This is a genomic window from Parabacteroides sp. KHUB-03 (genome assembly GCF_056640975.1).
This window is the reverse complement of record NZ_CM153257.1, coordinates 1,460,975-1,475,136: the sequence shown is the minus strand read 5'-3', so window position 1 is coordinate 1,475,136 and position 14,162 is coordinate 1,460,975. Positions and strand designations below refer to the sequence as shown.

The window sequence follows — 14,162 nt, the reverse complement described above, 5'->3', positions numbered from 1 at the left end:
ACTCTTTTATTTATATTTATCTTGTATTACAATTTCATTTCCGTTTCGTTTCCACGTATATTTATGTTCCATGTCTACTTCACGCAAAATTTCGTTTAAACTATACTCTGGAGAAAAGCTTCCCGAAAATATTTCATTTTGTAATGATTCGCTATCAATAGATATATTCACATTGAATTTACGTTCCAAATCTCTTACGATCTCTGAAAACGGTTGTTCTGTAAATTTCAGATGTCCATTTGTCCAAGCGTAGGAATCATCACCTTTTATCTCAACTATTTTTACACATTTGTTCTCTTTATTAAAGCTGAACATACGGTTTGGAGCCAGCACCACTTCTTTTGACTTATGATCGTCATCATTTAAATGGATATTTACTTTCCCGGAAACTAAAGACACATCCATTAGTTGTTCATCACGATATGCTTTTACGTTAAAATGAGTTCCCAAAACTTGGATATCCAACATCTCGGCCTTTACAATAAAAGGTTTCGAATGATTCGGTTGAACTTCAAAATAAGCTTCACCTTCCAATAAGACCTCCCTCTCTTTTTGGTTAAAATCCTTACTATATTTTAAAGAAGAACCGGCGTTGACCCATACAACAGAATGGTCTGGTAAAATGACTTTTGAACGAGTTCCCATCGGAGTTACTGTTTCAAAATATGCCATTTCTTCCTTAACACTGTTTTTGCCCATATAAAAAGAAAACGTCCCTATGGAAATCAATATTAAAATTGATGCAGCAATTTTACTCCACAAACCTATTTTACTACTAACTTTATTTTGAAGAACAGTTGTATTTAAGTTTCCAAAATGCTTTTCAAAATCAGATTTCATATCCGAAACAAAAAGAGGCACGTGTGCTATAGCCCACCAATCGGTCATTTCTGAAAAAATTTTCGAATGGGATTCATCAGACTCCAGCCATTGTAATAATTCTTTTTCTTCGGCTTCAGACAGATTACCGGAAAAATAATCAAAAAGAAGATTTTCTATATTTGCGTTTTCCATTTCTTTTATTCAGATATATAATAACGTATTTTTAAACTACGTTTTATAATAAATACACACAAATGATAAGTTGCGTTTAAAAGAAATGTAATTATTTTTGAAAAAAATCATATATAAGAAGAAAAGCCGGATAAATATCCCCTAAAATATCCTTCAACTTGGATAGTCCTATCTTAATTTGTACACGCACGGTACTGGTTGCAATATTATTCTCTTTTGCAATCTCATCGTACGATTTATTATAATAAAGATATTGTACAAATATGTCACGGCATTTTTCAGGTAATTGGTTAACAGCCGATAATATTTTCTCCTCAAATTCTTTATTTTCAAGTTTTGCCAGAGGATGAGCCTCTCCTTCCACCTGATGCTCCTGTATATTCAACAAACTTTCTTGTATATCAGATAAAGGTATTTCCTGTAAATGTTGCTGGCGAAGATAATTAAGGCATCTATTCTGTATGGAACGAACCAGATAAGCATTTACAGGATAAGTTAATGATTTCCTGTTATTCCAAACATTCAAAAACACATCGTTTACAATCTCTTGTGCTGCTTCGGCATGGTATATATATTTAGTTGCCACAGCACACAGATATACGTAAAAAGCAATGTATAACTGTTCAAACGCTTTGGCATCTCCTTTGTTAATACGAGCAATTATATCTTCTTTAATAATCTGCACAGATCTATTCTTGTAAGCTTGCATTTCTCATTTGCAAACATACTTAAATATTTTGACTTTCATATTATGATTTTAACATAAAGAAAACCGGACAAACAAGATTTCTTACTTTTTACCGGCTATTTTCTGTTGTTGCTTTCCATTTTGCGCCTGTCTTTTCTTATTCCGCCAATAGCTGCCGTCTCGTTTACTGCCAAACATATTACGTTTCTTCGACTCTTCTCTCAAAGCTTCTTTCTTCTCAGCAACAGCTATTTTAACTTCCGCCGTCTCAAATTCATTACCACCGGCCACCGGTATTTGTTTGTTTATGAGCTTATGAATATCTTTCAACAACGGAACCTCCTCAACATCACAAAATGAAAAAGCAATCCCTTCCCGTCCGGCACGTCCCGTACGTCCGATACGGTGTACATAAGTTTCGGGCACATTCGGTAACTCATAATTAATTACATGCGAAAGATGATCCACATCTATGCCACGCGCTGCTATGTCGGTTGCTATCAATACACGTGTAGACCTGTCCTTAAAGTTTGACAAAGCACGTTGGCGTGCTGTCTGGCTTTTATTTCCGTGAATAGCCTCAGCACCGACTCCCGCTTTTGTCAGGACGCGGGCTACTTTATCTGCCCCATGTTTTGTCCGGGTGAATATAAGCACCGATTCAAGCGATTTATCTTGCAACAATTTTATCAGCAAATCCATTTTCTCACTCTTCTTCACATAATAGACAAATTGTTCGATTTTATCTACTGTCGAAGAAGGAGGAGTTACCTCTACTTTCTCCGGGTCTGAAAGAATAGTATCTGCCAGCCGTTCTATCTCTTGAGGCATGGTAGCCGAGAAAAATAACGATTGTCTCTTTTTAGGCAGCAATGGAAGAACTTTCTTAATATCATGTATAAAACCCATATCCAACATCCGGTCGGCCTCATCGAGTACAAAAAAATCAAGAGATTTCAAACTGATATAACCTTGTCCTATCAAATCAAGCAAACGGCCCGGTGTTGCGATAAGCACATCCACACCACTTCTCAGCGCATCAGTCTGCGGTTTTTGCCCTACTCCTCCAAATATCACCGTATGGCGTAATTTGGTAAAACGCCCATATGCCGCAAAGCTTTCATCTATCTGGATAGCCAGTTCCCGTGTTGGAGTCAGAATTAGCGCCTTAATACCACGTGAATGTCCTAAAACCTTCTGTTCTTCGAGTTTCTGTATAATAGGAATTGAGAATGCTGCCGTCTTACCGGTTCCTGTTTGTGCACATCCCAGCAAATCATATCCTTTTAATACCACTGGAATAGCTTCGGTTTGTATAGGGGTTGGAATAGTGTAACCTTCTTGTTTTAGAGCCTTAAGTATAGGCTCAATCAAATTCAATTGTTCAAATGTCATCTAAAATAATAGTTAAGCCATCACGGCTCTTTATGTAAATAATGGCACAAAGATAGGAATTTTTATTTTGAGTTCCATAATAATTAATCAAGTAGCTATAAAAATGTCTTATAACAAGCAGGATTTAATTATCTAAACCGCAATATTTCGATGCCCAATTAAAACCTGTCGTAATAGAAAATATCTTTTCTCGAATACGGCAATATACAAATTCGGGGTTTAATCACATTTCACTTCATTTTGTGCAATATTGATGTTTTTACTTTCTTTCTTGTATTCTGGGTGTAATATGGTGAGAGTATCCTGTTTGTTCAGTGTAGAAGAAGCATATTCTTCGTCTGATACAGCATGAAGTTGGATAACATGGTCTTTGACAGAGTGTTCGGTAACGGTCATACAATAGATGCGTTTTCTCGGAGTAGCTCCATTCCAATGGCGCACATTGGGCGGTGTAACGATAACATCTCCTTTGCGGATGAGCCGTTTTGCCTTACCCTCTTCCTGATAATAGCCCTCACCGTCGAGTACGAGTAAAGTTTGCTCTGCATCGGGATGGTAGTGCCAAAAATTACGGCTTCCTTTCTCAAACAGAAAGTGAACTATCATGGTTTCTCCCGATTTTTTCAGCATGGAGATTCTTACATCTCCCGTATTGTTGGCAGAGGGAGCTTTCTGTTCCAAGGGGAAGATTGCCGATTGGCTGGCACAACTGTTTAGCAGTGTTACCACGATTATTACAAATAAAAATTTATGTATCATTCTTCTATTTGTTTTATTCGACTGCAACCCCTATCCGTCCGAGCCAACCGACAAGGGTATCATGTGAGTTATCTGCTGATGAAGAACCTATGCGAAGACTCTCCAAAAAGTCGGCTTCAGGACAAAGTCGGCGGGCATCGGTTACTGTACCGGATATTCCGCTGCTGGCACTTGTGCAGAACAAGGCAATCTTCTTTCCCGATAATAGTGAGGTATGATTATGAAGGAATGCCTGCATCGGAGTAGCCATACGACTGTACCAAAGAGGATAGCCGATAAAAACGACATCATAGTCACTGAAACTGTCCAACTTGGTATTGATGGCAGGATATATTCCCGAATTGTCTATGGCATTCAGTTCCTGCTGACCGACATTCAACATCGTGTTGTAATCCGTTGTATAAGGCGTAGATGGCGTTACTTCTACCATACTACCTCCGATAATGGAGCGCAGTTCATTAGCAACAGATTTCGTATTGTTGCTCCACGTGTAATAAACCACCAAGTAACGTCCTTTTTCAGACGGTTGTGATACAGACTCGAAAACGGCTTGTAATTGAATGTTTCTTGCAGGCATATTGAACGTGTAGGAAATTTCAGTAGAGAGCTGGTTTGAATCCTCATACCAACCCATGAAAGAATAACCGTTGTATGCGGTGGCTGTTACATTGACCTCTTCTCCTACCACGTATGATGTTCGTTCACTTGTAGCCGTACCTCCTTCACCGGCGGTGACTGTGACCATATAATCGGAGACTATGTCTTCATTACTTCCATTGGAACAGGAAGCGTTTACCAAAGCAAGCAGCATGATAATAAACAGGCCGCAAATCGAACTCTTTAACTTTTTTAGTTTCATATTTTTTGATTTTATTTACATTATTCATTCTTACCTATTGTCTTACACTTGCCTATCCGCTCACCTGTACGCAAGTAAGTATAGGTCGGCATCTCAAAAAGTACGGGTTTTAATTCATCGTAATCTATTTTTCCCGATTCATTCAGCACATTCTCGTCAGCGTATGTATCAATGATAGAACAGATGAAGTTATCGAAATTATTCAATACATAATTATCCTCGACTTTACACTCCATTACTACCGGAGCATCCTTGATGACAGGTGTACCGCCATCGCCCATAAAATAGTCGAACACTCCGCTTTTGTCTGTTTTCTCTCCGCTTACCGTGCCTACATAATCAGCTTTGGGAAGCATGTCTTCGTCCACGATATTTACCGAGAATTTCATAGTCTCTTTGATGCCTTTGTTGGTGTAGTGTTTCTGAAAGAGGCTTACCATGATGTGGTCGTGACACATGATACCCACATGTCCTGCCAACATCCAGTTCACCTTGCCATCCACCATCGTGCCTATTACGATGGTGGGAGTAGGATAAAGTGCCAATATACTTCCGATATTCTTTTTCATATTCCTATCTATTTGTTTGTTCCTGCTTTTAAGAATATCTGCGACATGCTTGTCGGGGCAAGGGCATTCATATCCACCAAGTCCAAACTCTTAACCATGTGGAGCGTTCCTTGCTTGTAGGTTTGAAAATGCGTTGAAACGATGTGCTTCCGGTATGCCTCCATCGAAGCATAGATTTCCACAATCCGGATTTGATGCTTGTCACGTTTCGTCTGCATGGGGAATATACACACTACTCCCGTCTCTTCTTTTACCGAAGTGGCACCTACATTTCTTGCAGCTTCAAGATATTCGTCGAGATACTCGGGATAGACTTCTATCTCGGATATTCTGATTAACATACTGTCCGTCAATTGGTTTTGCGCAAACCCCGTTAATGAACTTATCATCATGAGTAGAATAATAACTTGTTTTTTCATTTTTTACTTCTGTTTGAATAATCGTTTGGCATTGTTCCCCCATATATCTTCCGTGTGGACTCTGAGCATATCATTAGCCTGCAATTTTTGAACAAGACTTTGCTTTACCTTTATCAAAATGTCATTTGGCACAAATCCGAAATCAGAACCATACATAATGTGGTCGGGCGTGGTGATAGAAAGAAGCATTTCGAGTATTTCCGCTGTCGGCCCTCCTGCCAAGTCATAATAAAGATTAGCCAGATTCTTCTCCACATCCACTTTGTTTGCCAATCCTTTTGATACAAGCAGAGGAAGTGCGGCACGGAATCGGGGCAGGGCGATAGGCAGAAAAGAACCGCTATGTGGCACAATGAACCGAATGTTGGGATAGCGAACCATCACGTTGTTTACTATCATATTCAACACAGCCCTTGTGGTCTCTGCCGGATATTCATAAACGAATATCGGGCCTCCGGTAAAAATGTTTTCAGGACGTTGTGCCGGAACATGCGGATGAATTATCACCACGATACCACGTGCATTCAGCACTTCCATAAGCGGGTCGAGCTTACTGTCGCCCAGATACAAGCCACGAACGTTTGTGGCAAGTTTGATGCCATCGGCCTGCAGGGTGTCGAGCGCATAAATCGCTTCGGCAATGGCTCTGTCCATATCAGGAAGAGGCAGAGATGCACAAAACAGGAACTTTCCCTGATAAGAAGCCTTAGTTCGTGCAGCCTCTCTATTGACAGAGCGGATAATCTGTGCCGATTCTTCCGTATTGCCGAAATACGGTTGTGGTGAAGGCATGGTAAGAACCGAACAATCTATACCGGCCTCTTCCATAAAAACGAGATGCGCCTCTACGCTCCACTCCGGTAACGGATAACCATCTTCCATTTCGGCATGATGACGCTTCAACGCATTCATGTAATCAGTCGTCACGATATGCGAATGGACATCTACCACTTGTTGAGCAAATGAATTTGCAGACATCCATAGCCCCAAAAGAAGCAACATGCATTTCATTGACTTTATTCTTTCATAAGTTTGCCATATTGTTCATCATCTACCGCTTCAAGCCATTCGTTGCTCGTATTCTCGCCGGAAACCTCTATGGCAAGGTGAGCAAACCAACTGTCGGCAGCAGCCCCATGCCAATGCTTTACACCGGCCGGGATATTTACCACATCGCCGGGGCAAAGAACCCGTGCCGGTTTTCCCCATTCTTGATACCAGCCTTTTCCTGCCACGCAAACAAGAATTTGTCCGCCACCTTTTGTCGCACGATGAATGTGCCAGTTGTTGCGACAGCCCGGTTCGAATGTCACATTATAAATGCCCACTTGCTTGGTTGATAAAGAAGCTAAATAGCTTTGTCCGATAAAATATTTTGCAAAAGCATCGTTAGGTTGCCCCATAGGGAACATCATCTCACGTTCAAAGGCAGCTTTCGCATCTGCCGCACTGCCACTTTCTTCGTTCCATACTTCCTTAGCCAAGCGGAATGCAGCCCAAGCCTTTGGCCAACCTGCATAGAAACTGATATGAGTAAGCGCCTCGGCTATTTCGGCACGACTAATTCCGTTATTCTTGGCACTTTGCAAATGATATTTCAAGGATGAATCCGTAATGCCCATACTTACCAGACAGGTTACTGTAATCAGGCTACGGTCACGAAAGCCGAGCTTGTCGGTTCTGTTCCACACTTCTCCGAAGAGTACATCGTCGTTGAGTTCTGCAAACTTAGGTGCAAAGTCGCCCAACTGGTCACGGCCTGCCGTCTGCTTTATTTTTTCTTGTCCGTTCATTGTCATGGCTGTTAATGATAGCATGAAGGCCATCGTTATTGTTTTATAATTCATAGACATCTGTTTATTATTGTATTAGTACATAGGATTTTCCCAAGCTCCTTTGGTATCCACTCCTGTCTTTGCCGCCAAATTCTCCAAAAGGGTCGTTTCTTCACTATTCAGGCTAATAGTCGCAGCTGCTACTGTTTCGGCTATATATTTCGTTTGGGTAACCCCGATAATGGGCAACGTGTTTTTGGCAATGGCCCATGCTATTGCTATTTGCGAAATCGTTGCATTGCGTTTGTCTGCCATCTCTTTCATGGCATAAAGTAAAACATCAAGTTCGGGCAGTATTTTATTGTAGGTTTCAAGTCCTCCGCTTCCAGATGATTCCCGAATACTTGGTCGCCTCCTGCGGCACCTGTGCCCCACGACCATGTTCCCAATGCGATTGTCGGTAATTTCTTCATTATTCTTTTCATTTTTTGGTTTGAAACAATTTTGATAATGCAAAATTAGGGAGTTTCAATCACTTGACTGCTATACACATTACAGAACGAACAACCATTTTTACGGATTATGCACTGTGCCGTATCAGTTTCATTATAAATCTATTACCTTTGTGGCAAAATGAAAAAAGAAAGTACGTATGGAAAGAATTGCAAGGATTGATACCATTCATCAATATAATGAATACATGGGAGTGGAAACGTTGCATCCACTGGTTAGCGTAGTTGATATGTCGAAATGTTCGCCCAGAGAATTTCACCGTATCAACTACGGGCTGTATTGCATTTTCCTGAAAAACATAGCATGCGGTCCGTTGCGCTATGGTATCAACTACTACGATTATCAGGACGGGACTATTGTGGCGGTGGCTCCCGGACAAATTTTCGGAGTGGAAAGCAATGAACCTATCCAACCTAAAGGTTGGGCATTGGTTTTTCATCCTGACTTACTCTATGGAACAGAACTGGGACAGACTTTGAAGGAGTATACTTTTTTTTCGTATGATGCCAATGAAGCCCTTCATATATCCGAAAAGGAACGTGAAATCATAGAACAATGTTTCAACAACATTCTCACTGAATTGAACAGGGAGATAGATGCACATACCAACAGCCTCGTAGCACGCAGTATCGGAATGTTGCTGGATTATTGCATGCGCTTTTATGACCGTCAGTTCATCACACGGCATAAAGCGAACAGCGATATTCTGAGCCGGTTTGAGAGAGTGCTCTCTGATTATATCCTTTCCGACCGTCCTCGTCAGTTAGGTTTGCCTACCGTGTCTTATTGTGCGGATAAAGTCTTTCTCTCGCCTAATTATTTCGGAGATTTAATAAAGAAAGAAACAGGAAAAACAGCACAGGAATACATTCAATTGAAGATTATAGACCGAGCCAAACAGTTATTGGGAGAAAGAATACTATCTATTAACGAGATAGCGGATGAATTGGGATTTAAATATCCAACCCATTTCACTCGTTTATTTAAGAAGAGCGTCGGCATTTCTCCATCGGAATATCGGTTGAGCTGTTAATCAATAAAAATAATATTTTAGACTGGCAGAATATGTCTGAATCCCAGCATTTGGTTGAGCCGTGGATTATCCTCAATCCCGATATACTTGTAACCATACCGTGGTGCATACTCCTTGAAGAACCGCACAAGTTCCTGCAATTCCTGTTCCTGCTTCTTGGCAAAGTTGCAGTGCACAAGAAACTGAGCGATATATGCCCGACCGTGTTCTTTACCTTGTCATTGAGCAACGTCTGTAACTCAAACTGTTCATCCATCTGTTCGGGTGTTCCCTCCACACCGACCGCTTCCAGCAACTTGGGTTTGTCCTCTCTCAGCACATAGCATACGCAACCGCTGAAAGAAGTCCCTTTCGTCTGTTTACCTATCATCTTTCAGCCTGTTTATGAGCTGGGACACTGCCTTTGCCATGTTCTCGCACTTATCGGCTACGGCAAAGAATCCGTAGGTGTTCGCCTGTCACCGCAAACGCTTTATTCATAAGCCATTCAATGCCATTTCTCCCTTTTTATTCGTTTATTCCAGAGATTTTTAGTATGTTTGTCAATTAACACCTACTTCCCTCTTTATTTATATGAATGAATTACTAAAACTGTTAAAGAAATGTTTCGGATATACTTCTTTTCGCCCTCAACAAGCAGAAATAATACAACGAATATTGCAAAAAAAAGATTCATTGGTATTAATGCCTACCGGCGGAGGTAAATCAATCTGTTACCAATTGCCTGCTATCTATTTACCGGGAACAGCAGTCGTTGTATCACCTCTGATTGCCCTAATGAAAGATCAGGTAGGTGCTTTAATTGCAAATGGCATACCGGCAGCAGCCCTCAACAGCACGACGCCGGAAGATGAAAAGCAAAATATCAAACAATTTTGCATGCAGGGTAAAGTAAAGCTACTTTACATCTCGCCGGAAAAAGTAATGAGCGAGATAGACTGGCTGCTTCCCCGATTGGATATTTCTTTAATTGCAATTGACGAAGCACATTGTATTTCACACTGGGGACACGACTTCAGACCGGAATATACACAACTATCCATATTAAAAGAACGGTTTCCTAAAGTTCCGATTATAGCACTCACTGCCACAGCCGACAAGATTACGCGAAACGATATAATACAACAATTAAAATTACACGACCCCGAAACATATGTTTCCTCTTTCGACCGTACGAATTTATCGCTTACCGTACGACGCGGACTAAATAAAAAAGATAAACTAGCCGCTATAATACATTTCATCTATGCCCATAAGCGACAATGCGGTATCATTTACTGTATGAAACGAAATGATACCGTAGAGTTAGCTCAAACACTTGCAACATACAATATAAAAACAACAGCATATCATGCGGGGCTTCCGCCGAATATCAGGGAAAAGGCACAAGACGATTTTATTAAAGACCGCATAGAAGTAATATGTGCAACTGTTGCATTCGGTATGGGTATAGATAAAAGCAATGTCCGTTGGGTTATACACTACAATATGCCATCCAGTATCGAAAATTATTACCAGGAAATAGGGCGTGCAGGACGTGATGGAATGAAAAGCGATACACTCCTTTTTTATTCAATGAATGACTTAATTGTTCTAAAGTGGTTTATAGAAGGCAGTCAGCAAAAAGAGATTAATATGGAAAAGCTACAACATATGAAACGCTATTGCGAAGCAAACATATGCCGCCGCCGTATTCTGTTAAGTTATTTCGGTGAAGAATCTGAACACGACTGTGGCAACTGCGATGTTTGCAAAAATCCGACGGAACGTTTCGACGGAACTGTTTTAGTACAAAAAGCGCTAAGCGCCATCGTCAGGACAGGCCAACGTATAGGCATGAGACTAACCATTGGGATTTTACGTGCATCCAATCAGAACGAAATCATAAAAAAAGGATACGATAAACTGAAGACTTACGGGGCCGGGAAAAACCTGTCTTATAAAGAGTGGAAAGAGTATTTATATCAAATGACTCAACTTGGTTATCTGGAAGTAGATTATACCAGAGAGAATAACTTTAAAGTCACCCCGCTCGGCACAAAAGTATTATATGGAGAAATGAAGACACAACTTGCTATTTATAAAGAGCCTGACGACCTTGAACATCCGAGAATGTTGCCTTCTTTCAAAGCACGTCCTATTCGCCCGATCAGTTCGGAATCTATCGATGAAACCTTACTTGATTCACTTAACCAGTTACGCAAACAAATCGCTGAGCGTCAAGAACAACCTCCGTATATCATCTTCTCCGATGACACACTTGAAGATATTGTAAAAAAGAAACCTGTCACCATCGATCAGTTTAGTGGGATACATGGTGTCGGACAAATGAAACTGGATAAATATGGAAAAGTATTTGTTGCCCTTATCCGTTTCGTATTGAGACTGCCAAAATCAGAATGATCCCGATGTTGTCAAAAAATCATCGGGATCATTTTATAAAAACATCGGGATGATTTTCCAAAATGATCCTTAACTTTGCATCCACAAAATAAAAAGAAGAATAAGATGGAATTACCTAACGATCCGATGATGCTTTTCAGCGTTATAAATATGAAACTGCGTGACGACTATTCATCTTTGGATAAACTCTGCGATGACATGGGAATAAACAAAAAATCCCTGATAAATAAATTGCAGAAAGCAGGTTTTGAATATAGTGCCGAATACAACAAATTCTGGTAATTATCTACCGATACTATTAATATTCGGTTCAAGCTCGCCAAAATCAATCATTGCATTGAACAGACGGTAAGATAAATATTCGCCTAAAGTATCTATTGCGATATCTTTAGTAACCAACATCCCCGCACTCAACAAAGAAGCCCTTTTCGTTCCGGGTAATAAGGGCTGAGCAGGAGTAACCCAACGCGCACCATTCCAAAAAGCAATATTACATATTGAGGTATCTGTCACCAAACCATTCTTCACAATGAGGATATCATCATAAGCACCTCTCTTTGCAAACAAATCATTTAGTTGTTCACGGTTCGTGTTTTTATAATGATAATCTATATCATCACAGCAGATCAATCGCAATGAATGAACCGGACGGATATTATACGGGAAATATTCCACTTTACAAATTTCTTCCCCATATTCAACTCGGCATTTCGTCCGTTCACGACACTTTTCCGAATCTATAATACCTGATAAATCCAACTCTGTATGAATGCCAAAAACGGCCTTTCGCGTTTGATTCAAACGTTGGTTATGATAAGGCAAATTATATATCCGCCCCTCTTCAATACGGATTGTTTCAATAAATCGGCACATACACTTTCTGTTTCATTTCATTATATTCATCCGATACATTACTTTGCGAAGTAATTCCTCCTCCACTTTTAAAATAGAAAGCGGATTGCCGTTGTTCAATAAAACGTATCATAACTGCACTATCCAGATTAAATCCATCAAAATATCCCATTATGCCGGTATAGAAACCGCGTTCGTATGTTTCCGCCTCTTCTATTATCTGCACTGTCTTCTTTTTCGGGGCACCTGTAATAGAGCCTGCCGGTAAAAGAGTAAAAAGTATTGTTCCTACCCGCGAACGCCAATCATCCGGCAAAAAACCTTTTACTTCAGAACTTACTTGCAACAGATACCCGCTGTTGGTACGCAACTCATCTATATAACGGAAACGAGGGACAGAAACACCTGTAGCTACCATACTCAAATCATTTCGTATTAAATCAACAATCGTAGCATGCTCTGCTGCCTCCTTGGGATCATTCATAATACGGTTATTCGCATCGGGCAGGGAAGCATCGATCGTCCCTTTCATCGGATAAGAAGAAATTACATTATCGCTAATACGAACAAATATTTCAGGAGAAAATACGACAAAATGCTCTTTCCATAGGAATTTATATTTAGCTATAGAATGATAAAATATCTCTTCCAATGATAAATTCGTTTGAACCTGCGTTTCGGAAGTGAGATTCACCAGATAAGAATTGCCGGCGTGAATGTTACGACTGACAATATCGAAAGATGCAGTATATTCTTCAAAAGAAACCGGAGTTATTTTCCACTCTATCTCCGAAGATAATAATTCATGAGATTCTTTATCCGTATTCGTTAAGCCATTCAAGTCATAAAGAAATTCACCCGGATTAATCAGTTCCGGCTTTTCAACAAATATCCTCTCTTGTTTGTAATCTATACAGAATAAAAAAGGCTCTCCCGACATTCCGAAATGGTTCATCCGGGAAATAGCCTCCTGCTTTGTATATACAATCATAAATAATATTCGTTTATATCAGAAACCGTTCGGTTAATCCTCCAAACGCATCGATACGGCGGTCGCGAAAAAAAGGCCACCAGCGTCTCACATTTTCACTCCGGGACTTGTCTATATCAATAACGCGTACTTCTTCTTTATTATTCGAAAATTCGGCTATCAGTTCACCTTGCGGGCCAGCTACAAAGCTATTGCCCCAAAATTGAATGCCTTTTGTTTGTCCGGAAGGATCCGGCTCATGTCCTGTACGGTTTACTGTAATAACAGGCAAGCCATTCGCAACAGCATGTCCGCGCTGAACAGTTACCCAAGCACCTAGCTGACGCTGCTTCTCTTCATCCGTATCGCTGCTTTCCCAACCGATAGCCGTAGGATAAATAAGCATCTCGGCACCACGCATAGCCATAAGACGAGCGGCTTCGGGATACCATTGATCCCAGCACACCAGTACACCCAGCTTACCTACCGATGTAGAGATCGGCTCGAACCCCATATCGCCAGGTGTAAAATAAAACTTCTCATAATAAGCCGGATCATCAGGGATGTGCATCTTCCGGTATTTACCTGCAATAGAACCATCTTTTTCAAGCACTACAGCTGTATTATGGTAAAGTCCCGGGGCACGTTTCTCAAAAAGAGACAAAACCAGAACAATGCCTAGTTCTTTTGCCAAAGCACCGAATATTTCTGTAGAAGGTCCCGGAATCGTTTCTGCCTGGTCAAACAAATTAGTATCTTCTGTCTGGCAAAAATAAAGACCATTATGTAATTCTTGCAAAACAACCAATTCTGCACCCAGATTTGCAGCTTTACAAATATTCTGTTTTAATTTGTCTATGTTGGCAGTAATATCACTACTGTTTGCTTGTTGAATTAATCCGACTTTCATTTT

The 14,162-nt window shown here is 40.5% G+C and carries 17 protein-coding genes and 2 pseudogenes; 3 read left to right on the top strand and 16 right to left on the bottom strand.

The window, feature by feature from the left end; translation table 11 throughout:
• Nucleotides 1-6: 6 nt before the first annotated feature.
• From ACYIB7_RS06390 to ACYIB7_RS06340, 11 genes are all read right to left on the bottom strand, one after another.
• A complete protein-coding gene (locus ACYIB7_RS06390) occupies nt 7-1,014 on the bottom strand; it encodes a FecR family protein (protein ID WP_480338353.1) in 1,008 nt (335 codons plus the stop codon).
• Between the two features lie 91 nt (nt 1,015-1,105).
• The gene (locus ACYIB7_RS06385; protein ID WP_234999346.1) at nt 1,106-1,699 is read right to left on the bottom strand and encodes an RNA polymerase sigma-70 factor; all 594 of its coding nucleotides are present in this window, start codon (nt 1,697-1,699) and stop codon (nt 1,106-1,108) included.
• Between the two features lie 105 nt (nt 1,700-1,804).
• A complete protein-coding gene (locus ACYIB7_RS06380) occupies nt 1,805-3,097 on the bottom strand; it encodes a DEAD/DEAH box helicase (protein ID WP_103983690.1) in 1,293 nt (430 codons plus the stop codon).
• A gap of 219 nt (nt 3,098-3,316) precedes the next feature.
• Nucleotides 3,317-3,856: a cupin domain-containing protein gene (locus tag ACYIB7_RS06375; RefSeq protein WP_480338352.1), complete on the bottom strand. Its 540-nt coding sequence runs from the start codon at nt 3,854-3,856 to the stop codon at nt 3,317-3,319.
• Between the two features lie 13 nt (nt 3,857-3,869).
• Nucleotides 3,870-4,715 (bottom strand): flavodoxin, encoded by an 846-nt coding sequence (locus tag ACYIB7_RS06370; RefSeq protein WP_480338351.1) that lies wholly within the window; start codon nt 4,713-4,715, stop codon nt 3,870-3,872.
• A 20-nt stretch (nt 4,716-4,735) separates the two neighbouring features.
• The gene (locus tag ACYIB7_RS06365; protein WP_480338350.1) at nt 4,736-5,284 is read right to left on the bottom strand and encodes a flavin reductase family protein; all 549 of its coding nucleotides are present in this window, start codon (nt 5,282-5,284) and stop codon (nt 4,736-4,738) included.
• Between the two features lie 8 nt (nt 5,285-5,292).
• The gene (locus ACYIB7_RS06360) at nt 5,293-5,703 is read right to left on the bottom strand and encodes a putative quinol monooxygenase (protein WP_480338349.1); all 411 of its coding nucleotides are present in this window, start codon (nt 5,701-5,703) and stop codon (nt 5,293-5,295) included.
• Between the two features lie 3 nt (nt 5,704-5,706).
• On the bottom strand, nt 5,707-6,714 hold the full coding sequence (locus tag ACYIB7_RS06355; protein WP_480338348.1) for an amidohydrolase family protein: 1,008 nt from the start codon (nt 6,712-6,714) through the stop codon (nt 5,707-5,709).
• A 5-nt stretch (nt 6,715-6,719) separates the two neighbouring features.
• Nucleotides 6,720-7,550 (bottom strand): carboxymuconolactone decarboxylase family protein, encoded by an 831-nt coding sequence (locus ACYIB7_RS06350; RefSeq protein WP_394340848.1) that lies wholly within the window; start codon nt 7,548-7,550, stop codon nt 6,720-6,722.
• A 21-nt stretch (nt 7,551-7,571) separates the two neighbouring features.
• Nucleotides 7,572-7,802, bottom strand: a complete 231-nt coding sequence (locus ACYIB7_RS06345; RefSeq protein WP_234999349.1) for an aldo/keto reductase — start codon at nt 7,800-7,802, stop codon at nt 7,572-7,574.
• Nucleotides 7,799-7,951, bottom strand: coding sequence for a hypothetical protein (locus ACYIB7_RS06340; protein WP_234999350.1), 153 nt, complete (start codon nt 7,949-7,951; stop codon nt 7,799-7,801). Before ACYIB7_RS06340 ends, ACYIB7_RS06345 begins: the two co-directional genes overlap by 4 nt.
• 179 nt (nt 7,952-8,130) lie before the next feature.
• Here ACYIB7_RS06340 and ACYIB7_RS06335 point away from each other — a divergent pair, with 179 nt between their 5' ends.
• Complete coding sequence (locus tag ACYIB7_RS06335) at nt 8,131-9,024, top strand: helix-turn-helix domain-containing protein (protein WP_480338347.1); 894 nt, start codon at nt 8,131-8,133, stop codon at nt 9,022-9,024.
• Between the two features lie 178 nt (nt 9,025-9,202).
• Here the strand turns inward: ACYIB7_RS06335 and ACYIB7_RS06330 are convergent.
• Both ACYIB7_RS06330 and ACYIB7_RS06325 read right to left on the bottom strand, forming a co-directional pair.
• Nucleotides 9,203-9,394 (bottom strand): annotated as a pseudogene (locus ACYIB7_RS06330) (relaxase/mobilization nuclease domain-containing protein); the annotation flags it as partial.
• Nucleotides 9,384-9,482 (bottom strand): annotated as a pseudogene (locus tag ACYIB7_RS06325) (plasmid mobilization relaxosome protein MobC); the annotation flags it as partial. The pseudogenes ACYIB7_RS06330 and ACYIB7_RS06325, both read right to left, overlap by 11 nt.
• Before the next feature lie 115 nt (nt 9,483-9,597).
• On the opposite strand from ACYIB7_RS06325, the gene recQ reads away from it, so the two are divergent.
• A complete protein-coding gene (gene recQ / locus ACYIB7_RS06320; protein WP_480338346.1) occupies nt 9,598-11,427 on the top strand; it encodes a DNA helicase RecQ in 1,830 nt (609 codons plus the stop codon).
• Nucleotides 11,428-11,532: 105 nt separating this feature from the next.
• Nucleotides 11,533-11,709: a DUF4250 domain-containing protein gene (locus ACYIB7_RS06315; RefSeq protein ID WP_099463003.1), complete on the top strand. Its 177-nt coding sequence runs from the start codon at nt 11,533-11,535 to the stop codon at nt 11,707-11,709.
• Here the strand turns inward: ACYIB7_RS06315 and ACYIB7_RS06310 are convergent, their stop codons facing one another.
• From ACYIB7_RS06310 to ACYIB7_RS06300, 3 genes are read right to left on the bottom strand one after another with little or no spacing between them, the layout of a single operon-like run.
• Nucleotides 11,710-12,300 carry an aminotransferase class IV family protein gene (locus tag ACYIB7_RS06310; protein WP_103983700.1) on the bottom strand — a complete coding sequence of 197 codons (591 nt, stop codon included), beginning with the start codon at nt 12,298-12,300 and terminating at the stop codon, nt 11,710-11,712. It lies immediately after the preceding gene.
• A complete protein-coding gene (locus tag ACYIB7_RS06305; protein WP_103983701.1) occupies nt 12,284-13,270 on the bottom strand; it encodes an aminodeoxychorismate synthase component I in 987 nt (328 codons plus the stop codon). The genes ACYIB7_RS06310 and ACYIB7_RS06305 overlap by 17 nt, the downstream gene beginning before the upstream one ends.
• 13 nt (nt 13,271-13,283) lie before the next feature.
• Nucleotides 13,284-14,159 (bottom strand): carbon-nitrogen hydrolase, encoded by an 876-nt coding sequence (locus ACYIB7_RS06300; protein WP_103983702.1) that lies wholly within the window; start codon nt 14,157-14,159, stop codon nt 13,284-13,286.
• Nucleotides 14,160-14,162 lie beyond the last annotated feature (3 nt).

Excerpts from the sequence above, each read along its gene's own strand:
- ACYIB7_RS06305 (WP_103983701.1), bottom strand. The coding sequence starts at position 13,270 with ATGATTGTATATACAAAGCAGGAGGCTATTTCCCGGATGAACCATTTC.
- ACYIB7_RS06360 (WP_480338349.1), bottom strand. The coding sequence starts at position 5,703 with ATGAAAAAACAAGTTATTATTCTACTCATGATGATAAGTTCATTAACG.
- ACYIB7_RS06380 (WP_103983690.1), bottom strand. The coding sequence starts at position 3,097 with ATGACATTTGAACAATTGAATTTGATTGAGCCTATACTTAAGGCTCTA.
- ACYIB7_RS06300 (WP_103983702.1), bottom strand. The coding sequence starts at position 14,159 with ATGAAAGTCGGATTAATTCAACAAGCAAACAGTAGTGATATTACTGCC.
- ACYIB7_RS06365 (WP_480338350.1), bottom strand. The coding sequence starts at position 5,284 with ATGAAAAAGAATATCGGAAGTATATTGGCACTTTATCCTACTCCCACC.
- ACYIB7_RS06310 (WP_103983700.1), bottom strand. The coding sequence starts at position 12,300 with ATGTGCCGATTTATTGAAACAATCCGTATTGAAGAGGGGCGGATATAT.
- ACYIB7_RS06335 (WP_480338347.1), top strand. The coding sequence starts at position 8,131 with ATGGAAAGAATTGCAAGGATTGATACCATTCATCAATATAATGAATAC.
- ACYIB7_RS06340 (WP_234999350.1), bottom strand. The coding sequence starts at position 7,951 with ATGAAGAAATTACCGACAATCGCATTGGGAACATGGTCGTGGGGCACA.
- ACYIB7_RS06375 (WP_480338352.1), bottom strand. The coding sequence starts at position 3,856 with ATGATACATAAATTTTTATTTGTAATAATCGTGGTAACACTGCTAAAC.
- ACYIB7_RS06315 (WP_099463003.1), top strand. The coding sequence starts at position 11,533 with ATGGAATTACCTAACGATCCGATGATGCTTTTCAGCGTTATAAATATG.
- ACYIB7_RS06355 (WP_480338348.1), bottom strand. The coding sequence starts at position 6,714 with ATGAAATGCATGTTGCTTCTTTTGGGGCTATGGATGTCTGCAAATTCA.
- ACYIB7_RS06350 (WP_394340848.1), bottom strand. The coding sequence starts at position 7,550 with ATGAATTATAAAACAATAACGATGGCCTTCATGCTATCATTAACAGCC.
- ACYIB7_RS06345 (WP_234999349.1), bottom strand. The coding sequence starts at position 7,802 with ATGAAAGAGATGGCAGACAAACGCAATGCAACGATTTCGCAAATAGCA.
- recQ (WP_480338346.1), top strand. The coding sequence starts at position 9,598 with ATGAATGAATTACTAAAACTGTTAAAGAAATGTTTCGGATATACTTCT.
- ACYIB7_RS06390 (WP_480338353.1), bottom strand. The coding sequence starts at position 1,014 with ATGGAAAACGCAAATATAGAAAATCTTCTTTTTGATTATTTTTCCGGT.
- ACYIB7_RS06370 (WP_480338351.1), bottom strand. The coding sequence starts at position 4,715 with ATGAAACTAAAAAAGTTAAAGAGTTCGATTTGCGGCCTGTTTATTATC.